The 20914-nt window shown below is 56.0% G+C and carries 18 protein-coding genes and 1 riboswitch; of the genes, 9 read left to right on the top strand and 9 right to left on the bottom strand.

Annotated features, from left to right (window positions below; genetic code table 11):
* Nucleotides 1–10: 10 nt before the first annotated feature.
* The gene (gene thiC / locus KO499_RS01250) at nucleotides 11–1888 is read right to left on the bottom strand and encodes a phosphomethylpyrimidine synthase ThiC (RefSeq protein ID WP_215981946.1); all 1878 of its coding nucleotides are present in this window, start codon (nucleotides 1886–1888) and stop codon (nucleotides 11–13) included.
* A gap of 88 nt (nucleotides 1889–1976) precedes the next feature.
* A riboswitch (TPP riboswitch) is annotated at nucleotides 1977–2098 on the bottom strand.
* A 179-nt stretch (nucleotides 2099–2277) separates the two neighbouring features.
* On the opposite strand from thiC, the gene KO499_RS01255 reads away from it, so the two are divergent.
* Nucleotides 2278–3645 carry a TolC family outer membrane protein gene (locus tag KO499_RS01255; RefSeq protein WP_215981947.1) on the top strand — a complete coding sequence of 456 codons (1368 nt, stop codon included), beginning with the start codon at nucleotides 2278–2280 and terminating at the stop codon, nucleotides 3643–3645.
* Between the two features lie 51 nt (nucleotides 3646–3696).
* Here KO499_RS01255 and waaA read toward each other — a convergent pair whose 3' ends face one another.
* Nucleotides 3697–4950, bottom strand: a complete 1254-nt coding sequence (waaA, locus tag KO499_RS01260) for a lipid IV(A) 3-deoxy-D-manno-octulosonic acid transferase (RefSeq protein WP_215981948.1) — start codon at nucleotides 4948–4950, stop codon at nucleotides 3697–3699.
* A 121-nt stretch (nucleotides 4951–5071) separates the two neighbouring features.
* On the opposite strand from waaA, the gene lpxL reads away from it, so the two are divergent.
* Genes lpxL through KO499_RS01280 form a run of 4 tightly spaced genes read left to right on the top strand, consistent with a single transcriptional unit; the run spans nucleotide 5072 to nucleotide 9225 of the window.
* Entirely contained in the window at nucleotides 5072–6019 is a 948-nt protein-coding gene (gene lpxL / locus KO499_RS01265; protein WP_215981949.1) for an LpxL/LpxP family Kdo(2)-lipid IV(A) lauroyl/palmitoleoyl acyltransferase, read from the top strand.
* 49 nt (nucleotides 6020–6068) lie between these two features.
* Entirely contained in the window at nucleotides 6069–7064 is a 996-nt protein-coding gene (locus tag KO499_RS01270) for an ELM1/GtrOC1 family putative glycosyltransferase (protein ID WP_215981950.1), read from the top strand.
* Nucleotides 7061–8173 (top strand): glycosyltransferase family 4 protein, encoded by a 1113-nt coding sequence (locus KO499_RS01275; RefSeq protein WP_215981951.1) that lies wholly within the window; start codon nucleotides 7061–7063, stop codon nucleotides 8171–8173. The genes KO499_RS01270 and KO499_RS01275 overlap by 4 nt, the downstream gene beginning before the upstream one ends.
* Complete coding sequence (locus KO499_RS01280) at nucleotides 8170–9225, top strand: glycosyltransferase (RefSeq protein WP_215981952.1); 1056 nt, start codon at nucleotides 8170–8172, stop codon at nucleotides 9223–9225. Before KO499_RS01275 ends, KO499_RS01280 begins: the two co-directional genes overlap by 4 nt.
* A gap of 21 nt (nucleotides 9226–9246) precedes the next feature.
* On the opposite strand, the gene KO499_RS01285 is transcribed toward KO499_RS01280, so the two are convergent.
* On the bottom strand, nucleotides 9247–10041 hold the full coding sequence (locus KO499_RS01285; RefSeq protein WP_215981953.1) for a glycosyltransferase family 2 protein: 795 nt from the start codon (nucleotides 10039–10041) through the stop codon (nucleotides 9247–9249).
* 132 nt (nucleotides 10042–10173) lie between these two features.
* Here KO499_RS01285 and KO499_RS01290 point away from each other — a divergent pair, with 132 nt between their 5' ends.
* Genes KO499_RS01290 through KO499_RS01300 form a run of 3 tightly spaced genes read left to right on the top strand, consistent with a single transcriptional unit; the run spans nucleotide 10174 to nucleotide 14494 of the window.
* Nucleotides 10174–11595, top strand: a complete 1422-nt coding sequence (locus KO499_RS01290) for a mannose-1-phosphate guanylyltransferase/mannose-6-phosphate isomerase (RefSeq protein ID WP_215981954.1) — start codon at nucleotides 10174–10176, stop codon at nucleotides 11593–11595.
* On the top strand, nucleotides 11592–12497 hold the full coding sequence (locus KO499_RS01295) for a lysophospholipid acyltransferase family protein (protein WP_215981955.1): 906 nt from the start codon (nucleotides 11592–11594) through the stop codon (nucleotides 12495–12497). Before KO499_RS01290 ends, KO499_RS01295 begins: the two co-directional genes overlap by 4 nt.
* Nucleotides 12491–14494, top strand: coding sequence for an O-antigen ligase family protein (locus tag KO499_RS01300; RefSeq protein WP_215981956.1), 2004 nt, complete (start codon nucleotides 12491–12493; stop codon nucleotides 14492–14494). Before KO499_RS01295 ends, KO499_RS01300 begins: the two co-directional genes overlap by 7 nt.
* 14 nt (nucleotides 14495–14508) lie before the next feature.
* Here the strand turns inward: KO499_RS01300 and KO499_RS01305 are convergent, their stop codons facing one another.
* The 4 genes from KO499_RS01305 to KO499_RS01320 are packed head-to-tail and all read right to left on the bottom strand — an operon-like array spanning nucleotide 14509 to nucleotide 18209.
* Nucleotides 14509–15249 carry a glycosyltransferase family 25 protein gene (locus KO499_RS01305; protein WP_215981957.1) on the bottom strand — a complete coding sequence of 247 codons (741 nt, stop codon included), beginning with the start codon at nucleotides 15247–15249 and terminating at the stop codon, nucleotides 14509–14511.
* Entirely contained in the window at nucleotides 15246–16319 is a 1074-nt protein-coding gene (locus tag KO499_RS01310; protein ID WP_215981958.1) for a CDP-glycerol glycerophosphotransferase family protein, read from the bottom strand. The genes KO499_RS01305 and KO499_RS01310 overlap by 4 nt, the downstream gene beginning before the upstream one ends.
* Nucleotides 16316–17428, bottom strand: a complete 1113-nt coding sequence (locus tag KO499_RS01315) for a glycosyltransferase family 4 protein (RefSeq protein ID WP_215981959.1) — start codon at nucleotides 17426–17428, stop codon at nucleotides 16316–16318. The genes KO499_RS01310 and KO499_RS01315 overlap by 4 nt, the downstream gene beginning before the upstream one ends.
* Nucleotides 17429–17456: 28 nt before the next feature.
* Nucleotides 17457–18209, bottom strand: a complete 753-nt coding sequence (locus tag KO499_RS01320) for a 3-deoxy-D-manno-octulosonic acid kinase (RefSeq protein ID WP_323133304.1) — start codon at nucleotides 18207–18209, stop codon at nucleotides 17457–17459.
* A gap of 121 nt (nucleotides 18210–18330) precedes the next feature.
* On the opposite strand from KO499_RS01320, the gene KO499_RS01325 reads away from it, so the two are divergent.
* Complete coding sequence (locus KO499_RS01325) at nucleotides 18331–19395, top strand: glycosyltransferase family 9 protein (protein WP_215981960.1); 1065 nt, start codon at nucleotides 18331–18333, stop codon at nucleotides 19393–19395.
* A gap of 69 nt (nucleotides 19396–19464) precedes the next feature.
* On the opposite strand, the gene KO499_RS01330 is transcribed toward KO499_RS01325, so the two are convergent.
* Together KO499_RS01330 and KO499_RS01335 are read right to left on the bottom strand one after the other, a co-directional pair.
* Nucleotides 19465–19872 carry a DUF6165 family protein gene (locus tag KO499_RS01330; RefSeq protein ID WP_215981961.1) on the bottom strand — a complete coding sequence of 136 codons (408 nt, stop codon included), beginning with the start codon at nucleotides 19870–19872 and terminating at the stop codon, nucleotides 19465–19467.
* A gap of 88 nt (nucleotides 19873–19960) precedes the next feature.
* On the bottom strand, nucleotides 19961–20887 hold the full coding sequence (locus KO499_RS01335) for a branched-chain amino acid transaminase (protein WP_215981962.1): 927 nt from the start codon (nucleotides 20885–20887) through the stop codon (nucleotides 19961–19963).
* Nucleotides 20888–20914: the final 27 nt, after the last annotated feature.

Raw genomic sequence — 20914 nt, forward strand, 5'->3', positions numbered from 1 at the left:
TACTTCAAGCTCAAACCTTGTCGTACAGCTTACTTCCGGACTCCAGAAACTCGCGGGACTTCTCCTGCATGCCGGCATCCACCGCCGATACGTCATCAAGGCCACGCTCCCTCGCATAATCCCGCACCTCCTGAGATATCTGCATCGAGCAGAATTTCGGGCCACACATGGAACAAAAGTGCGCCACCTTGGCCGATTCCTTGGGCAGGGTTTCGTCGTGATAGGCGCGGGCCGTATCCGGGTCCAGGCCGAGATTGAACTGGTCTTCCCAGCGGAACTCGAAGCGCGCCTTGGAAAGGGCGTTATCTCGAATCTGGGCACCTGGATGGCCTTTTGCAAGGTCGGCGGCGTGGGCGGCAATCTTGTAGGTAATGATGCCGGTTTTTACGTCATCCTTGTTGGGCAGGCCCAGGTGCTCTTTCGGGGTCACATAGCAGAGCATGGCACAGCCGTACCACCCGATCATGGCGGCGCCGATGCCGGAGGTTATATGGTCGTAGCCCGGGGCGATGTCAGTGATCAGCGGGCCGAGGGTATAAAACGGAGCTTCGTCGCAGCATTCCAGCTGTTTGTCCATGTTCTCTTTTACCAGGTGCATGGGCACATGGCCGGGGCCTTCGATCATGCACTGGACATCATGTTTCCAGGCTATTTTGGTGAGCTCGCCAAGCGTTTCCAGCTCACCGAACTGAGCCTCGTCATTGGCATCCGCGATGGAGCCGGGACGCAAACCATCCCCGAGACTGAAGGACACATCGTACGCCTTCATGATGTGGCAGATGTCTTCGAAATGCTCGTACAGGAAGCTTTCCCTGTGATGGGCAAGACACCATTTGGCCATGATCGAGCCACCCCTGGAAACGATGCCGGTGGTTCGTTTGGCGGTGAGCGGTACGTGATGGAGACGGACACCCGCATGTATAGTGAAGTAATCGACCCCTTGCTCAGCCTGCTCAATCAGGGTGTCTCGGAAGATTTCCCAGGTCAGATCTTCAGCGACACCGCCAACTTTTTCCAGAGCCTGGTAAATGGGCACCGTACCGATGGGAACCGGGGAATTCCGAATGATCCACTCACGGGTCTCATGGATGTTCTTGCCCGTCGACAGGTCCATGATGGTGTCGGCGCCCCAGCGGATACCCCAGGTCAGCTTGTCCACCTCCTCTTCAATAGAGGAGCTGACCGCTGAGTTGCCGATATTGCCATTGATTTTCACCAGGAAGTTGCGGCCGATAATCATCGGCTCAATTTCCGGATGGTTGATATTGGCCGGAATGATAGCTCGCCCACGAGCCACCTCATCGCGAACAAATTCCGGCGTTATCTCATCCGGCAGGCTGGCCCCGTGGGACTGCCCCGGGTGCTGATCCTGCAAAAGACCACGCTCCCGCGCCTCCTGCAGCTTCATGTTTTCCCTGATCGCGATGAACTCCATCTCCGGGGTAATGATACCCTGGCGAGCATAGTGCATCTGCGAGACATTGCAGCCGGCTCTTGCCCTCAGAGGTTTGCGCTCGTCCATGAACCTCAACGGGTCAAGCTGCGGGTCTTTCATGCGGCGGCGGGTAAACTCTGAGGAATAACCGGGCAACAACTCAACATCGCCCCGCTCGTCGATCCAGGCCGCGCGGAGTGGCCGGAGTCCTTTGCGGAGATCAATGCCAGCCTCTGGATCGGTGTAGGGGCCGGAGGTGTCATAGACAACAACCGGAGCATTCTTCTCACCCCCCATTTCTGTTGGCGTGTCCTGAACGGTAATTTCCCGCATAGGCACCTTCAGATCAGGTCGGCTACCCTGTACGTAGATTTTGCGTGAACTGGGAAGGGGCTTAATAGCGGCGGTATCCACCTGGGCGGAATCGCTAAGGTAATCAGGCAAGTCAGTCATCATTCGCTCCCGGAACAAATTGGTTTTCGGGTCGCGTATGACGGAGCTCTCGACGCGCGCTCTCCCTTCGGAGAGAACACTGATCACTCTGCACGATGGTCTTAAATCCCTACGCCGGTATTATCCGGATCAGGTCGCGGGTTCTGCGATGCAATCTCAGCCAGCTGCTTCCAGATTCAGGAAAGCAGACCAGCACCCCGTCAAGACGCGAATCTGTAATTCATGACACCCACAATGGGTGTCAATTGCAAGTGTAGAGACGGGAACCATTATTGTCCATAATGTCCCTTTCCATTCCAGAGTCCGGGAAACCGGGGGCTCAATTACCCAGAGGCTTCCGGCCATTTTCAGGACCAGGGATGCCCGGAGACAGTTTGTCAGGAGAAAAAATGAAGAACCGCTTACTTCCAGGGCTGATCACCCTGTTCGCTGCCCAGCCTGCGTTGGCTCTGGACCTCATGGATACCTATGAAAAGGCGCTGTCTTACGATTCCGGAATCGCATCCGCCCGGGCCAGCTTTGAGGCGCAACAATCTGCCACAGACGTCAGTAAGAGCCAGCTGCTGCCGCAAATCAGTGCTTTCGCCCAGGCAGACCACACCGACTTTGAACCCGAAGCCGGTACGGCAACGGACGACAGCTACCGCACCCTGTACTATGGCGTGCAGCTCAGTCAGCCCCTTTTCCGGGCGCAGACCTGGTTCCAGTATGACGCCAGCCAGTTCCAGACCGACGCGGCAGAAGCCCAGTACAATCTGGCCCAACAGCAACTCATGCTGGATGTGTCTACCGCCTACTTTGACGTTCTGAGAGCCCAGGACACAGTGACCACGGCCAAGGCTACCGAAGCGGCGATCCAGCGCCAGTACGATCAGGCCCAGGAACGTTTCGATGTCGGCCTGATTGCCATCACCGAAGTCTATGAAGCCCGCGCCAGCTACGATGACGCCAAAAGCCAGCGCATTGCTGCGGAAAACCAGCTGAACGTCGCTCGTGAGCAAGTGGCAAGACTGATAGGCGAATATCCGGAAGACCTGGAAAATCTGCGCCAGAACTTCCCGCTTGGCCGTCCGGAACCAACGGATCCGGCTGCCTGGGAAAGCACAGCACTCGAGCAGAACTGGTCCATCCAGGCAGCCCTGTCCCAGCTTAATGTCAGTGAAGCAAACCTGAAGCAGGCGAAATCAGGTCACCTGCCGACACTGGACCTGACCGCATCCTACGCCACCATTGGTCTGGAAAATGCTTTTTCGACTGCATCGGAAGGTACCGAAAAGGTCATCGGCCTGTCGCTGAACCTTCCGCTGTATTCAGGGGGCGGAACCCAGGCTGGAGTCAGGCAGCAGCGCTCGCTGGTGACCGGAGCTGAAGAAGACCTGAAAACCGCACGCCGGGATGTCCGGGTCAATACCCGGAGCCTGTTCCTGACCATCAACAACAATGTTGAAACAGCCAACGCGCTGGCACAGACCATCATCTCCCGCCGGAGTGCACTGGACGCCACCCGGGCCGGTTACGATGTGGGTACACGAAATATCGTGGAAGTCCTGGACGCCGAGCGGGCCTATTATGTCGCTCTGCGTGACTATGCCAATGCCCGCTACGACTACGTCGTTAACAGTCTTCAGCTGAAGCAGGCGGCCGGCATCCTGAGCCCGAACGACCTTCTTGAGTTGAATAACTGGCTCAGCGACGGAGCTATGGGTATCGAAGCACTGGCTAACGAAGAAGAAACACTGGACGATCCGACCCAGTGATCCATTGGGCGAGCCGGACGGCTCGCCCGCACCTCACACCGTGGCACACCCTCAGACCCGTTCGATAATGCCATCGACCACTTTATCCAGGGCGCCCCGGTTCTTGTTGACCACCTCCAGTGCCCTCTGGCCAATGGCCTTACGTTCCTGCTCATCACTGAACAGGGACGACACGTGGACGGCCAGCTCATCGGCATCACTGACCAGTTTGACCCCCCTGTCATCAAGAAGGCGCTGGTAGATTGTCTCAAAATTGAAGATCTGCGGGCCCGAAAACACCGGAATTCCCCATCCTGCAGGTTCAAGAGGATTATGACCGCCACGCTCAATCAGCGAACCACCGACAAAGGCCAGGTCACTGGCTCCATAGAGCATCATCAGCTCTCCCATGGTATCCCCCAGGTACACTTGCACCTGACTCGGGTCCTCTTCCTTTGACCGACGGGCCAGTTTCAGACCCTCACGCACCGCTTTCTCTGCCACGGGTTCAAAACGGTCAGGATGTCTGGGTACCAGAATCAGCAAAGCCTCCGGGTGATCTTCCAGTACTTTGCCATGGGCAGCCAGAAGCTGATCATTCTCAACCCCGTGCGTACTCCCGGCGATCCAGACTGGCCGACCTCCCAGTGTCTGGCGCAGCGCCATAGCCGCTGCTCGCACATCGTCCGGAATATCCACATCGAATTTCACACTTCCCGTGACCGCCACTTTCGATGGTGCGACGCCTATCCGCCGAAATCGCTCAGCGTCCTTCTCGGCCTGGGCCGCCACCCAACTGATACTGCGCATGATAGGGGCTGCCAGGCTGCGAACTCGTTCGTAACCACGAGCTGATCGCTCGGAAAGGCGGGCATTAACCAGAAAAACGGGAACTCGACGGGCGCGACACTGGCGAATCATGTTTGGCCAGATCTCGGTCTCCATGATAACCAGTATCCGTGGACTGGCCCGGTCGAGGAAACGGCGGATAGCACCCGGAGTGTCATAGGGTGCGTAAGCGTAATGTACCTGATCACCGAACATCTTGCGCGCCTGCGCCAGACCGGTGTCAGTCATAGCGGTCATCAGGATAACAATACCCGGATTCCGGACAAGCAGGCGCCGCACCATTGGCGCCGCCGCTATGGTTTCACCCACTGAAACGGCGTGCACCCATACAACTGTTCCGCTTGCTCTGGGTACAATGCCCAGGCGCTGGTACCAGTTGCGCCTGAGTTCCGGAGCCCTGCGTCCGTTCCACCACAGGCGCAGCAGAATGAACGGCAGAATCAGCCGAATAAGCTGGGAATAGATAAATTGCAGCACACAGGACTCCGGGCAAAACAGTGCGCTATCATAGCGCAAAACCTATTGATTTGCTTCTGATTGATCGGTCCGGCAAATGTGCCACCGTCAGTCAATTCAGACTTGGCAGGATCCGTTCTACGTGAAAAAGAAATATCGCAAATTACCGCGAAATACTGATTACTCTGCCTACCGCCATCCGCGCTGGTGGCCGACCTGGCTGGGAATTTCCCTGATGTGGTGCGTATCAAGACTGCCGATACGCGTCCAGTGGTGGTTGGGCAAGCTGGCCGGCCTCATTGCGTTCCGCCTTGCCCACAGTCGCCGACACATCGCTGAAGTCAACATCCGCCTGTGCTTCCCGGAACTGACCGCCAGCCAGCAAACCGCTCTGGTTCGAAACGCCTTTATCGCCAACGGTATTGGCTTATTGGAACTTGGCATTGCCTGGTTTCGTGATCCGTCCAAACTGACGGCTATCACCAAGGTACATGGCCTGGAGCATTTTGAGCGCGCCCTTGAGCAGGGCAAAGGCGTTCTATTGCTGGGGGCTCATTACAGCACCCTGGATCTCGGGGGATGTCTGGCAACCGAGTTTATCGAATCGGATGTCATGCAACGGGACCATAACAACCCGCTGATGAACGCAGTGATGACAAGAGCCCGGGAACGTCGCTATGGCACAGTTCTGGGCGCCAAAGACCTACGGGGACTGTTCCGAAGCCTGAAGAAAAACCGGGCAGTCTGGTATGCCACCGATCAGGATTACGGCCGTAAGGATATTGTCTTTGCACCGTTCTTCGGGATACCGGCGGGAACAATTACCGCCACGTCCCGAATCGCAGAACGCAGTGGATGCACGGTGGTTCCGTTCAGCCATTTCAGGCGTGAAGATGGGCCGGGTTACGATATTTACTTCCACCCTGCTCTTGAAAACTTCCCCAGTGGCGATGATCTGACGGATGCAATACGGATCAACCAGACGATCGAGCAAGAGGTGCGGCGAGCGCCGGATCAATATCTGTGGATGCACCGGCGCTTCAAAACCCGCCCGGATGAGAAGGACCCGGGGTTCTACAAACACCGGTGAAACGGAAAACTCAGGCAACACGGAGGCCGGTATCGCATGCCGGAACACCATGGTCAAACCCGAGCTTAGAACGCAGGATGCATCCACACCGGTAGTATGGCTTCTGACCGATAACAAACCGGGCCACCGGAATCAGCTGAAAGGGCTAGGCAACCGGCTTCGCGTTCTTGCCGGGGCAAGCACCTACTGGGTCGATGCCACCGCCATGAAGGTACCGCTCTGGCGCGCGTTGCTGGCTTCCCCGCCAAAAATGGAGGCGTCACTGCCCCGCCCCGACCTGGTTATCGCAGCCGGATCCGGCACGCACCGATTGCTACTGGCACTGCGCAAACTACGCGGACTGCGGACACTGGTCATCATGAAGCCCGCGTTCCCGCTGTCTCTGATCAGCGGCGCCCTGATTCCCGCCCATGATCGCGTCCAGCCCGGCCCGAAGATTCTATTCACCGAGGGTGTTCTGAATACCATTACCCCCCTGGCCAGAATCACCGATAAACGGGAAGCGCTTTTGCTGATTGGCGGACCTTCACCTCATGTCGACTGGGACGACGATGTCGTCCTTGGCCAGATTTCTCATCTGATAGGCCACTACCCCGACTGGCGCTGGACCATCAGCACCTCGCGCCGCACACCGGAGTCCATTCACGAACGCCTCGACGAAATGGCAGGACTGCGGATTACCGTTGTCCACCCCGAGCGGACCCACGAAGACTGGCTAAGCCATCAGCTGTCCGCCTCACGGGCAGCCTGGGTAACCCCTGACAGCATGTCCATGGTCAGTGAGGCGGCTACCTCCGGGGTACCAACAGGCCTTTTCAAACTGCCGACCAGACCCGGCAGCCGGGTCGCCGACGGCGTGGATCGACTGATCCGGGACGGGTACGTTGCCCAGTGGACAGACCATGCCAGTGTGATGGCAGGCAGGACCAACCATGACCGGTCTCTCTGGGAAGCCAATCGCGCAGCCCGGTGGATACTCGATAACGGACTTCTGCCGACGAGCCGGAAAACCAATCAACGCCTGCACAAGGGGATCAAACCTTGAGAATTCTTCAGGCACTTCCAGCGCTGTACAGCGGTGGTGTTGAAAGAGGCACCGTAGAGTTCGCCGCCGACCTCGTCAAACGTGGTCACGAGTCCTTTGTCGTCTCCAAAGGCGGCCCCATGGCAGAGCAACTGCGAGGACAGGGTTCAACCCATTTTTTTATGCCGATACACCGGAAAAGCCCGGCGTCCTTCGGACAAATCCTGCCGATGCGAAAACTGCTTCTTGAGCTGAAACCGGACATCGTACATATCCGCTCGCGCATGCCCGCCTGGATTATTTTCCTTGCCCTGAAAAGCATGCCGAAGCACGAACGCCCTGCGGTGGTATCGACATTCCACGGCATGTACTCGGTCACACCTTATAGTGCCATCATGACCCGCGCAGACCACATCATTGCCGTGTCTCAGTGCGTTCGGGACTACGTTATGAACAATTACCCCGTACCAGCAGAAAAACTGACGGTTATACAGCGCGGTGTCGATGTGGAGGCCTTCCGCCAACGGGAGCTCAGCCAGCAATGGCTGGACCGCTGGTTCCGCCAATACCCGCAGCTCGCCGGCAAGAAAATCATCATGATGCCGGGCAGGATCTCGCGCTGGAAGGGCCAGCTGGACTTCCTGGCCATGATGGCGAAGCTGGTGCGGGACAGGCCTGATTGCCATGGCATTATCGTGGGAGGCGCGGAACCGGGTAAAGAACACTTCCTCGATGAGCTCGAAAAGGAACGGACCCGCCTGGGCCTGACCGACAAGATCAGCTTCCTTGGTCAGCGCAATGATATGACGACCTTATACCTGCTCGCCAATGTGGTTTGCCATATGAGCACCAAACCAGAGCCCTTTGGTCGGACAGTGACGGAAGCACTGGCCTCCGGAACCCCCGTAGTGGCCTATAACAGAGGGGGCGCTGCAGAAACCCTGCAGGCCTGCTTCCGGGATGGACTGGTAACACCGGATAACGTGGAAGAGTTTGCACTGGCCGTTTCCCGGCTGCTGGATGCCGAACAGCCCACCCTCGAGATTCCCTATCGATTCCGACTGGAAGCACAGACCGAGGCCAGTTTGCAGGTCTATGAAAACGTGCTGAAAAACACTGGTCGATCATGACCCCTGCTCGCCAATTAACCGTTGCCCTCCTGCTCGCCACACCCGGAACCACCTGGGGCGGTATGGAGCAGCACACCGCCGACCTGGCACTTGCACTAGCGAAACGGGGCCACAGCGTTCATGTGTTTGGTCACAAAACCTACCGGAATAAGTTCCCGGCCTCAGCCCACTTTCATTCCATTCCCGTTCAGCTCGGACGACGGAACCCCTGGCTCCTACTGACTCTCCGACGACACCTTCGCCAATTATCGCCGGACATTCTTCACGCCCAGGGCAACAAGGCCGCTCAACTGGCAGGAAAAACCGGTGCGCACCACTGCGTACGAGTCGGAACGGTGCACGGCACCAAGTCCAGCCACAAGGCCTTTGACCGCCTGGACGAGGTCATTGCAGTGAGCCCCCGGATACTGGCTGCTCTTCGACATCCCCGTAAACATCTCATCTACAACGGTGTGAACATCGAGCACCAGGCAAGTCTGGCGGAGGCTGCACCGACACTCCCCACAGGGGTCACCAATGTGATTGCCGTGGGGCGACTGGAGCCGGTCAAGGGGTTTGATCGACTGCTCAAGGCCTGGGCAATAGTTGATGCGTCTCCGGACCGCTGCCATCTGACGATTTTCGGCGACGGAAGCCAGCGGTTACATCTGGAGCGTTTCATTCATCAATCAGCTCTCGGAGACTCGGTCACTCTGGCAGGATTCAGACAGAATCTGGCGCCGGTCTACGGCCAAGCCGACTTGACGGTGATCAGTTCCGAACGGGAAGGTTTTCCGTACGTACTGGCAGAGTCGCTTCTCTCTGGCTGCCCGGTTATCTCTACGCCAGTATCCGGCCCCCGGGACCTTCTCCCGGCGGCCTCGCTCAGTTCGGGGATCCAGGAACAGGATCTCGCCGATCTGATGAACCTGGCGCTCAGTAATCTGAAGACGCTGAAACAGAGCCAACAGTCCGCAATGGCATTTGCTCGTGAAACGCTGACGGTCAACGCGATGGCTGAACAAACGGAAGCCCTGTACCTGCGTGCAACGGCCGGGCGCCGGAGCACCTGACAGGTATTCTGATGAGGAAACTTACCGGGTACGGTCCTTATCAAACTCAGAAAGCATCTGCATCTCACGAGCCTTCGCCAGTCGCATAAAGTTCCGGTTCGCCGCAACTATAGCAACGCTCAGGCCAAACCAGCCGTTCAGAATCTGGCGGTGCAACAGGTAGTATTTTAGAAACTTCAGAGGGAACTCTGCGAACAGCCGGACACCGGAGATGCGCCTTCTTTTTTTGGCCATGAAGCGGGCTTGCTCCGTCGATAATTGACAGTACTTGCGCTCCATCTGCTCCAGGGAAATCAGCGTACGATGCAATACGTCTCCCTTCAAATCCACGATCCGGCCAACTTTTACCTGTGGACGGTCATTGTTGCTGTCCTTTTCAGCCTCAATCACCGCTCGGTTGCGATTGTAGAGCCTGAGAATCTTCTTCGATTTATCGTGACGGAAGGGATGCCGGGGGTCCGGCTGAGACAGTACCCAACGCATCCTGAACCCGGCAATATCAGAGTCAACCGGCTTTGCAAACAACGTTTTGATGTTGGCCACCAGTTCATCAGATAGCACTTCATCGGCATCCAGATCCAGTACCCAGTCATTGCGACACAGGCTCGCCGCGAAGGCTTTCTGGCAGGCAAATCCCTGCCAGTCGTTATGAACAAACCTCGCTCCCGCCGCTTCGACAATTTCTCGGGTTCCGTCAGTGCTGCCGGAATCAACAACGATAACCTCATCCACCCAACCGGAAACCTTCGCCAGGGACTCCGGCAACCGAAGCTCCTCGTTCTGGGTAATGTAATAAACAGATAGCGGTAACTTCATCGCAATTCCTGGTTTCAGAGCCATCAGTTAACGGAATGGTCAGAACAATATCATGGTTGCCTTATGATAAGATGACGCACCTGATTTTGATGTTATCCGTGGCAATCTTTTACTCAAACCCGGAGTGTACAGATGATTTACCCCGTCATTATGGCTGGCGGTACCGGCTCACGCCTTTGGCCCATGTCCCGCCAGCTGAATCCGAAACAGTTCCTGAGCCTGACCAACGGTTCCTTGTCAATGCTGCAAGCTACCGTGGCGCGGCTTGAGGGCATGGACGCAGCGAACCCTCTTCTGATTTGCAACGAAGAACACAGGTTCCTGGCTGCGGAACAAATGCGGCAATCCGGCCACGAAGACTCGCGGATCATTCTGGAGCCCTGCGGCCGGAATACCGCGCCGGCAATCGCTCTGGCAGCGCTGCAATTAACCCAAGCGGCAAAAGATGCTGATGACGATCCTCTGATGCTGGTGTTGGCTGCCGACCATTTGATTAAAGATGTTGCGGCGTTTCAGGAAGGGATAAAAAAGGCCATCCCTCTCGCACGGGAAGGCAGGCTGGTGACCTTCGGAATCATCCCGAACCATCCGGAAACCGGGTACGGCTACATCCGTCAAGGCACTGAACTGGGCCCGGACAGCTACCTGGTGGATACCTTTGTCGAAAAACCGGATCAGGCGACCGCCAACAGTTACCTGGATTCCGGCGATTATCTCTGGAACAGCGGGATGTTCCTGTTTGGCGCCCGGGAATATCTGGAACAACTGGAAACCCATCGCCCGGACATTCTCGCTGCATGCCGTTCCGCCATCGCCGAGACTGCGGACGACCTGCACTTTACCCGGATCAACGCCGAACGCTTTGCGGAATGTCCGGCCGAGTCGGTTGATTATGCCGTCATGGAAAAAACGGACAAAGCGGCCATGGTTTCCCTGGCCGCCGGGTGGAGTGATATCGGTTCCTGGTCCTCACTCTGGGAAGTCAGTGACAAGGACGGTGATGGCAACAGCCTCACAGGCGACGTAATTGCCCACGATACGATAAACACGCTTGTCCGGGCCGACAACCGGCTGGTGGCAACGGTTGGGGTGGATAACCTGGTGGTTATCGAAACCAAGGATGCCGTGCTGGTTGCCCATAAAGACAAAGTCCAGGACGTTAAAACCGTGGTGGAGCGCATCAAAACCGATGGTCGCCACGAGCACATGAACCATCGGGAAGTTTACCGCCCCTGGGGTGTTTACGATTCAATCGACAACGGCACCCGCTACCAGGTCAAACGCATTACGGTAAAACCCGGAGCCAAGCTTTCTGTGCAGATGCACCACCATCGCGCCGAGCATTGGATCGTAGTGAGCGGTACCGCTCGGGTGACTAATGGTGAAAAAACCTATCTTGTCACCGAAAACCAGTCCACGTTCATTCCAATTGGCCAGGTACACTCGCTGGAAAATCCGGGGGTGATTGACCTGGAGCTTATTGAAGTCCAGTCAGGATCTTACCTCGGCGAGGACGACATTGTTCGCTATGAGGATCGGTACGGCCGGAAATGAGTAAGCTGAAGTATTTCGTTATTGCCGGGCTGCTCAGGATCGCCGGCTGGCTGTCGCTTGCCGGCGCCCAGCGAGTGGGTCGTCTCGTTGGCTACCTGGTGTGGCGACTGCCCACCAAGTCGCGGCAGGTTACCGACATTAACGTGTCCATTTGCCTGCCCGAGGTTTCTGACGCTGAGCGCGCCTCCATGTCGAAGGCGTCCCTTGCCCATACGGGCATGACCATACTCGAAGTTCCCCTGATGTGGGAGTGGCCGGTAGAGAAATGCCTTGAGCTGATCCGGGAAACCGAAGGCCTCGACCTGGTCGACCAGGCCATGGCTGACGACAGAGGGCTTATATTGCTTGCGCCGCATCTCGGTAACTGGGAACTGGCAGGCTTGTTTTTCTCCTCACGTTACAAGATGGCCGCACTTTACAGCCCGCCTAACATGGCTGAGCTGGAAGACTACATGATCAAAGTTCGCGGGCGGCTCGGATCTGAACTGGTCCGGGGTGATCGGCGCGGCCTCGCCCGGCTTGCGTCAATTCTTCGGGAAGGCGGCGTTGCCGGCATCCTGCCGGATCAGTCTCCCCGGGGAAAAGGCAACGCCTTTGCGCCTTTCTTTGGCATGGAAGTAAAGACCATGACGCTGGTGTCCAAACTGATCCAACGCACAGGTGCCAACGTGCTGATCACCTACGCCGAGCGACTGCCGGACGCTTCCGGTTTCCGGATCGTCGTGCGTGAGACAGGTCCGGGTCTGGGCGACAAGGATCCTGTCGCCGCAACCACAGCCATGAATCAGGCCATCGAGCAATGCGTGAGAGAGATTCCCGAACAGTATCAATGGGAGTACAAGCGTATGCGTCATCGGCCGCCCGGCGAGATCAATCCCTACAATCCGGACCGCGTATGCTGAATACCAGACTCGCCTTCAACGCGCTGTTGATCATCGGGCTGGGCGGCGCACTCCTGTCTTCGAGCATTCTGGCCGCCGCCACCCTGTTGCTCGCAATTGCCGGCCTGGTACTCAGCACTCGGAAATCACTGCACAAAGCCGGCTGGGACAAGCCTAAAGAGTTACGACTGCTGCATTTTGCGTTCTGGTTTTTCGTGCTGGTCAGTTTTCTTTCATGGGCCCTTGAAGGGTTTGATTATGAGGGGGGGAAAACCTTTGGCACACATGCCAGATTTATCCTGTTCTGGCCCCTGATTGTTGCCATGAGTTATGCCCGAACCGGCGCCCGCACGACCTTTTCGGCCTTCGGTCTTCTGGCGGTATCCGTTATAGCAATTTTTCTGGCAGCCGCCTTTTCCCACGATGGCGCTCTGGAGCAAGTGCTGAATTCCCGTTTCAGCGGTGGAATCAATCCCATCAGCTTTGGCAATCTCGCTCTCCTTGGCGGCATGCTTACCATTGTAGCGGCTCACTTTTTTATCCGGGACAAGCGCTTGGGTGTGGCGATACTGTTCTTCTCCGGCGGAACCGCTGCGGTCCTGATCTCCATGCTGTCGGAAACCCGAAGCAATCTCGTCGCTCTGCCCTTCCTGCTGGTCGCCCTTGTTCCGCTGCTTGGCAAACGACTCCGAATTGCCGGACTGATCGTCGTTCCACTGCTCGTTGCCGGCGCACTTGTCACCAGCGACCGGATGTCCAGCACAGTACAGGGATTGCTGCAGGATGATCATCTGGATGCCGGCATGCAAGCTCGCCTGGAAGTGTGGGGGCAAGCCTTGAACCTACTCAGCGAAAACCCCTGGACCGGGGCTGGCCTGGGTGGGTACACCCATCGAATCGAGTCGGAAGTTGCCAGTGGCGAATTACCGGCATATTTCCTGGACTGCTGCAGCGGGCATGCCCATAACGACCTTCTCAATAATGCCGCCACCATCGGCATTCCGGGCATTCTCAGCTGGGCACTGCTTATCTTCATACCTCTGGCCATCTTTGCCAGAAACCTGTTCAGCCGTCACGCTGCAACGGCTCACCTGGCAGCAGCCGGTTGCATGGTGCCTGTTGGCTACTTTTTCTTTGGCCTGACAGAGGCCACCTTCAATCGAACCCTGTTCCTTACTTTCTACCTGCTGACGGTTGCCTCCATCGCCTCTGCCATGTTCACAGAGTTGAGTGCTTCGTACGTTCGCAACAGGGCCCGGAAAGTAACAGCGACCATCATCACGAAGAACGAAGAAGACCACATTACCGACTGCCTGAAGTCAGCGAGACTGGTTGCCGATGAGATCATCGTGCTGGACAGCGGCAGTACCGACAGAACGGTAGAACGGGCGAAAGAACTGGCGGATATCGTTGAAGTGACGGACTGGCCGGGTTTCGGCATCCAGAAACAGCGCGCCCTTGAGAAAGCTACCGGGGAGTGGGTGTTATCACTGGATGCCGATGAGCGTATCACTCCAGAGCTGGCAAGGGAGATCAATGATCACCTGGCCAACCCTGACGCGGACGCCTACAAGCTCCCCTGGGCGGTAACCATTTACGGCAGCCGCCTGGATTTCGGACGCAGCGGACGAGCACCACTGCGCCTGTTCCGTCGGGACGGTGTGAGCTTTTCCGACGCCCTGGTACACGAGCGGATATTGATCCCGGCCGGTCGCAAGGTCAAAACCCTGAGAGGCCGACTCACGCATTATACACATCGGGATTTCGGCCACTCCCTTGAGAAAAGTGCAAAATACGCCTGGCTTGGCTCTCTGGAAAAGCATCGTAAAGGCAAGAAGACCCGCACCATGATCTACCCCACTCTGCGGGGACTTCTGACCTTTGTGCAGGTGTATTTTATTCGTTTCGGGTTTCTTGACGGCGCCGTGGGGTACCTTACGGCGGTTACCTATGCGCAGGTAACCTTCAACAAGTATGCTGGCCTGTGGACGCTGAACAGACACAAAACCCGCGATTAGAGTAACGGATCAGATCAGCGAATCATCCTAAAACGCAGGTTGTGAAGAAATCGTCTGCTTATTTCGAAAACGGCGAACCACTCACGCTTTAACGTCAGTGTCAGTGGTCGTTTTGGTCGATCCCTCTCATAACCAATCATGGACTCGAAAATGTGTTCATGCTTCACAACTGGCGTTTTCAGGCCATAGCACTCGACACCGTTTTTCCAAAACCGGTCCATATAGATATCAACGGGCAAAAACCAGGGCTTAGAGTTCGAGAGGAATTTCTTTGCACCGGCAGGCGTCAGGTAGTACCCCATAGCGCTCATTGGCCCTTTGGTATATTTCACAATGCCAATGCCAGGCGCATCGGCAACCGGCACTTCATTGTGATTCTTCGAGTTATTGGCAAACAAACGCACACATTCGAAGCGAGAATCAAGCAACCTGGCCTTGTCATAGAAATCTGAAAACTCAGGCTCGATCAACGTTATGTCATCTTCAAGAATAATGACCGGACGGCCCATACGGACGCACGCCTCCCAGGCAAGATAGTGGCTTGCAAAACAGCCAAGCTGGCCACGAGAGAGCTCCCCTCCTTTTCGCCGCTTTCTCAAAGCGGCGTCATAGTTTTCAAAAAGGAAATGGTCAAAGTCTTTGCCATTCACCGCGTCAAAACGCTGAACGTTTTCCCAGTAGGTCTTCAATTGGCGAGAAACGTTGTTCCATCTTTCCTCAGCCGATTCAATGTTAATGACCAGAATCGGGATCACTGAATGAGCCCTCCCTTTCTCAACTCTTTCCTTAACCGGCGCCTGACTTTCAGTTTTCTAATGAGGTTAAGGGGTTTCCTGTCCAGGTTGTGATATTCGGAGGCCAGAAAGTACTCCACCGCATCCAGAACTCGAGCACTGGAACAGCCGTCCCGGAAACTATGCAGATCGTCACAGAGCGCCCGGGTGGCCTGCATAAGTTCAGCCGGGTATTCCAGCGCTTTCTTCAACGCAACCTCAACCTCCCCAACGTCTTCCACGTCGATCAGATACTGCCCGGGCATTTTCGTGCGGTAGGTCACTACCGGCCGGTTCAGAAACATGAACTCAAACATGATTGATGAGGTATCACACAGCATGACATCTGCTTCCGGGAGAATGGGAAGAAGGTCCTCATCGCTCTCCACAAAGCGCAGATTTTCACCGGCCAGATTTCGGTATTGTTCCACGATCTCGGCATCCATTTTAGGATGAAGAGTAACGATGAAACGCCAGCGACCACTTCTGGCAAGCTCACCGATTTTCTCTACCAGAGCCGGTGCTGACGTAACCGATCGACTGAACGTTGAGGCATAAAACACCACCGGCGGTTCGCCCTCTTCGCGCGCCGTCTGACCATGCACCGGCTGAGACAACAACGGATCCAGTTTTGGCCAACCCGTATGGGCCACCGAGAAATGGCGATACTTCCCGGCCAGCTCCCTGAACTTGGCGGTGTCCCGCTCGGCGTGTGTGCAGTATAGATCGAACCAGCCGCGAATACGGTAGTGGTCACTTTCATCCTCGCTGCTGTGGCCCCGTTTGTTACGGGCCATACCGTGGAACACCTCGACTTTGATACCAGGGAAAAAATAGGGCACCCAATCCCCGGGGACGAAGGTGGCAATGGCGTTGTAATCCATAACCTCAGCCACTGTTTTCAAGTGTTTTTCGTCCGGCCCAAGCGGCGCAGCCGTACAACCTGCCACAAACCACGCAACCTCATCTCCACGCTTCCGGATTTCTTCCTGCAACGGACGAAGAATGGAATAGGAGTATGGCTGATTAACGAAGAACAGGTATTTTTTCATGCGTGAAGCTCATCGGTCAGCTCCTGATAGAGCTCAAGTGTCTGCTGTACTGTCTTGTCAGTATTAAAGTCTGTACTGATGCGTTGGTGGCCATTGTCACCGAAGGTCTTGGCCAGCCCGGGATCACGAGCAACCCTGTCTAAAGCCAGGGCCAAAGCCTCGGGATCTTTTATCGGGACCACCAACCCGTCTACCCCATCCCGAACGAGTTCGGGCATACCACCGGCCTCGGTTACAACCACGGGCCGCCGGTAGGCCATAGCCTCAATCACAACCCGAGGCAACCCTTCGCTCTCGGACGGCAATACAAGGCCGTCACAGGCCGCAGCGACCTGGGGGGCATCGGTTCGGAATCCCGCCAGCTTGATTCGGTTGGCGTGCCTGGATTCGCGGATTCTGGCTGCCAGCTCCTGATTATCCAGAATATCGCCCACCAGCAAGAGGTGAACGGGTGACCCCTCATCCAGATACCCCATGGCATCAATCAGTGTTGAAAACCCTTTGCCGGGTCGATCACGACCAGTACAGCAAAATACGAAGGCATTGTCCGGGAAAGCAAACCCGGAAATATCTGCTGCCGGTGAGGTGTACCACTCCAGGTTATGGCCCTTGTATATGCGAACAATCTTGTGCGGCGGAATTGTTTTCCCCAGACAGCGGATATTCAGGAAGTAGTGCTTCACAGCATCCGAAACACACATTATCCGATCCACGCGCGGGTGAAGGAACGTAATCCAGGATTCCGGACTCCACAATCCAACATTTCCGATAACACCCCGGTATACAACAATTTTCACGTCCATTCCTCGGGACGCCCGGAGAGAACAGGCCAAGGCCCTGGGGTTAAAGGACTGCACCACTGTAAAGGGGCGGGTTTTCAACGTTTCACGAATCTGCCGGGTTCCATCCCGATCAAAACGTCCTTTCAAGGCAATGGGGGATACCGGAACACCTGCATCGACAATCCGCTGGTAGTTTCGGCCTTTCGGATTGGCCATTACCTCAATGGCCAAACCTGCCTTATGCAGCCCGATGAACAGCTCGGATTCAGGTAAATCACAGGAATCCGTAATGCACAGTACAACCGGCGCGTTACTCTTCGAAGTCATAGTTGCCTGTCAGAAAATGATGGTAGATTCAGGAAGATCGGCGGTAGCCAGCAAGGAATGCTTGCCAGGCCTGACTCAGAGAGGCACTCTCTCCAGCGTTGACCTTCACCAGTGAACGACGAAGCCGGGAAAGATTCTGCTCCTTCCAGCCCGAGTTAGAATCTGGCGTGCAGATTGCCCCCTTATCGAAGTCGATCAGGAAATATTCCGTTCCACGAACCAGAACATTGAAACAGTTCAGGTCCGCATGCCTGACGCCAGCATCGTGAAACTCGCGGATAGTCGCACCAAGTGCAGCCCAGGCCTCATGGTTCAAGGTCTGGAATAGTTCAGCGAGGGGTGTTGTCCCTTCAAGTCTTTCAATAATTATGGCGGCGCGATACTGAATCGGCGAGAGTTTGCGATACCAGGCAGCCACAGGAGCAGGAACAGGAAGACCAAAAGACACCAGTTGATTCAGCAACCTGAACTCGGCGAAGGAGCGAACCTCGGATTCGCGGGTATACAAATAAGCCGCTGAGGACACTTTCGCGACCAACCCGCCCCGACGATATTCCCGAAGTACCAGACTGTCCTCTCCGGCTTGCAAAAACCAGGCTCCACCCCGGCCGCCACTGCTTACCGGGCACGCATCTTCGCCCCAGTAAGCGGCATTGAACCAGTTTTCGACAACCCGGCCCTCGTAATCGGGGTGAATCAGCATTGCCGAAGCCCTTTCCCGAATACAGATTTCAGACTCCACCATGCTGGACACCCGGTCACCGAAAATGAAAGAAGACACACCTCGCCCGCCCACGCCGGGACGGACCGGCGCGAGTGCGTTAGAATGGTCGCCAGTTTACCAATGATTGGCGACAAAGCTCCACAGCACCAGGCCACAACCTGAACCGGATCAAAACCTGATGAACTCCATCTGCATTCTTCGTCTGTCTGCCATCGGCGACGTGACCCATGTGATACCTGTCGTTCTGAGCCTCCAGGAACAGCTTCCCGGCGTGAAAATCACCTGGGTCATTGGCAAGATAGAAGCAAAGCTGATCGGCGATCTGCCCGGCGTTGAGTTCATCGTTTTCGACAAAAAGGCCGGCCTGAAAGGCTATATGGAGCTTCGCAGACAGATGCAAGGCCGCAAGTTTGATGCCCTGCTTCACATGCAGGTGGCATTCAGAGCCAGTCTCGCCGCAGCCTGTATTCCTGCCCGGATTCGAATTGGTTATGACAAGGCCCGAAGCAAAGACCTCCACAGCCTGTTTATAAACCGCCGGATCAAACCGGCGCCGCAGCAGCATGTTCGGGATTGTCTCGCCAGTTTCCTGGAGCCGTTGGGGCTTGAGGCAGCCCCGCCGCGCTGGCAGATTCCGTTGAGTGATTCAGACCATGAGTTTGCCAGAGCACAACTCGCGGTCGATCGCAGAAACATTGTGATCAGCCCCTGCGCCAGCCACATCTTGCGCAACTGGCCTGTTGAGCGCTATGCCCAGCTCGCCGATCACGCGGCCCGAATCCACGGGATGAAGGTCATCCTTGTAGGTAGCCCTGCCCCCTTCGAGGCCGAATTTTGCGCCGCAATTACAGCGGCAATGAAAGAGAAAGCCCATAATATCTGCGGCAAGGATACCCTCAAACAGCTGACCGCATTGCTGACCCACGCTGATCTGGTGGTGGCACCCGACACTGGGCCGACCCATATTGCCAGTTCGGTCGGCACAGATGTTCTGGGGTTATTTGCTGCAAGCAATCCTTACAGGTCGGGGCCGTATAATTCACTTCAGTGGTGCGTGAACCGTTATCCCGAGGCTCTGGAAAAGTTCACCGACAAAACTATCGAGCAGGCTCGCTGGGGGGCAAAAGCGGAGTTCGAAGGTGCGATGGAGATGATTGCAGTGGCCGATGCAACGGATATGCTGGATCGGTGGGTTGAAACTCATCCGGCCCCGGAAACACAAACGGCGCCCGAGCAGAGCTGACGGGCGCCGTTCCATGAGCTTGCCGGATCAGGTTTTGCCAATCAGACCCACCGGCAGACGGAGCACTGGTTATTTGCGGGCCGTATAATCCTGATAGGATTTCTCTTCCACAAAACGTGACCCCAGGGCCAGGTTAACCTCTTTCTTGATGGCTGCACGCTTATCATTGGTGACATACACAGCGCGGGCCAGAGCAATAAACTTCGGGCCAAAATCCTGGGCCGCTTCCTGGTCACGGATATCGTCTTCAATCACCCAAAGCTCTTCGTTGACCGCTTTGAGCTGCTTGCGAAGATCGGCAATTTCAGTTGCTTTGCCGCTCACTGCTTCGTCCCAGGTGGCACTTAGCTCATTCAGTTCAAGCCGTACATTTTTAACCTTTGCTTCATCCTTGATGCGCTCAGATTTGATTTCCAGGATGGTGATTTTGTCCAGTACCTCGCCGAAAGACACTGGTACCTTGATAACATCTGCCATTTGCTCGTCCCGCCCGTAAACAAAGTGCGTAAAACAACAAAGCCGCCGTGCTGAAACAGTAAACGGCGGCTTGCGAGTGCGACTGTAATCAGCCTTTAACGTGGGTCAGCCAACCGCTGTGCTTGTCCAGCTTGCCCTTGACGGCATCGAAGTACATGCTCTGAAGCTTCTCTGTCACCGGGCCACGCTTGCCGGCACCGATCATGCGGCCATCCAACTCACGAATCGGAAGCACCTCTGCCGCCGTGCCAGTAAAGAAGGCTTCATCAGCGATATAGACTTCATCGCGGGTAATTCTGCGCTCCTTGACCGGAATATTCAGTTCGCGGGCGAAATCCAGGATCGTGGCACGGGTAATCCCTTCCAGGCAGGAAGTGAGCTCCGGCGTATGCAGTACACCATCACGCATGATAAAGATATTTTCCCCGGAGCCTTCGGCAACGTATCCCTCGTTGTCCAGAAGCAGGGCTTCCTCAGCTCCGCCAGAAATAGCCTCATTCAACGCCAGCATCGAGTTGATGTAGTTGCCGTTGGCCTTGGCCTTACACATGGTGATATTCACGTGGTGTCGGGTATAGGACGACGTGCGAACCTTGATCCCCATTTCCTTCGCTTCCGGGGACATGTAGGAAGGCCAGCTCCAGGCTGCAACCATCACGTGTACATTCAGGTTGTCGGCTCTCAGCCCCATACCCTCTGACCCCAGAAACACCATCGGACGCAGATAGGCTTCATCAAGGTTGTTTTCGCGAACGGCTGCACACTGCGCCTCATTCAGTTCGTCCTTGGTGAACGGCATTTTCATATTCAGGATATGGGCCGAACGGAACAGTCTGTCCGTATGCTCTTTCAGGCGAAAAATAGCCGGGCCATTCGCGGTATTGTAGGCTCGCACACCTTCAAAACAGCCGAGGCCGTAATGCAGGGTGTGAGTCAGGACGTGAGTCTTGGCTTCCCGCCAGGGAACCATTTCACCATCCAGCCAGATAACGCCATCGCGATCAGCCATCGACATTCTTCATTGCTCCTAAAAAAGCGTTTT

The organism is Marinobacter sp. F3R08 (assembly GCF_018860425.1).
Classification (GTDB): domain Bacteria; phylum Pseudomonadota; class Gammaproteobacteria; order Pseudomonadales; family Oleiphilaceae; genus Marinobacter.

What these genes read in the sequence shown, in the direction of transcription:
- KO499_RS01300 (WP_215981956.1), top strand. Translation starts at nt 12,491, where the DNA reads ATGCTGAATACCAGACTCGCCTTCAACGCGCTGTTGATCATCGGGCTG.
- KO499_RS01295 (WP_215981955.1), top strand. Translation starts at nt 11,592, where the DNA reads ATGAGTAAGCTGAAGTATTTCGTTATTGCCGGGCTGCTCAGGATCGCC.
- KO499_RS01255 (WP_215981947.1), top strand. Translation starts at nt 2,278, where the DNA reads ATGAAGAACCGCTTACTTCCAGGGCTGATCACCCTGTTCGCTGCCCAG.
- KO499_RS01325 (WP_215981960.1), top strand. Translation starts at nt 18,331, where the DNA reads ATGAACTCCATCTGCATTCTTCGTCTGTCTGCCATCGGCGACGTGACC.
- KO499_RS01330 (WP_215981961.1), bottom strand. Translation starts at nt 19,872, where the DNA reads ATGGCAGATGTTATCAAGGTACCAGTGTCTTTCGGCGAGGTACTGGAC.
- KO499_RS01310 (WP_215981958.1), bottom strand. Translation starts at nt 16,319, where the DNA reads ATGAAAAAATACCTGTTCTTCGTTAATCAGCCATACTCCTATTCCATT.
- KO499_RS01285 (WP_215981953.1), bottom strand. Translation starts at nt 10,041, where the DNA reads ATGAAGTTACCGCTATCTGTTTATTACATTACCCAGAACGAGGAGCTT.
- KO499_RS01290 (WP_215981954.1), top strand. Translation starts at nt 10,174, where the DNA reads ATGATTTACCCCGTCATTATGGCTGGCGGTACCGGCTCACGCCTTTGG.
- thiC (WP_215981946.1), bottom strand. Translation starts at nt 1,888, where the DNA reads ATGACTGACTTGCCTGATTACCTTAGCGATTCCGCCCAGGTGGATACC.
- KO499_RS01280 (WP_215981952.1), top strand. Translation starts at nt 8,170, where the DNA reads ATGACCCCTGCTCGCCAATTAACCGTTGCCCTCCTGCTCGCCACACCC.
- KO499_RS01335 (WP_215981962.1), bottom strand. Translation starts at nt 20,887, where the DNA reads ATGTCGATGGCTGATCGCGATGGCGTTATCTGGCTGGATGGTGAAATG.
- KO499_RS01315 (WP_215981959.1), bottom strand. Translation starts at nt 17,428, where the DNA reads ATGACTTCGAAGAGTAACGCGCCGGTTGTACTGTGCATTACGGATTCC.
- KO499_RS01270 (WP_215981950.1), top strand. Translation starts at nt 6,069, where the DNA reads ATGGTCAAACCCGAGCTTAGAACGCAGGATGCATCCACACCGGTAGTA.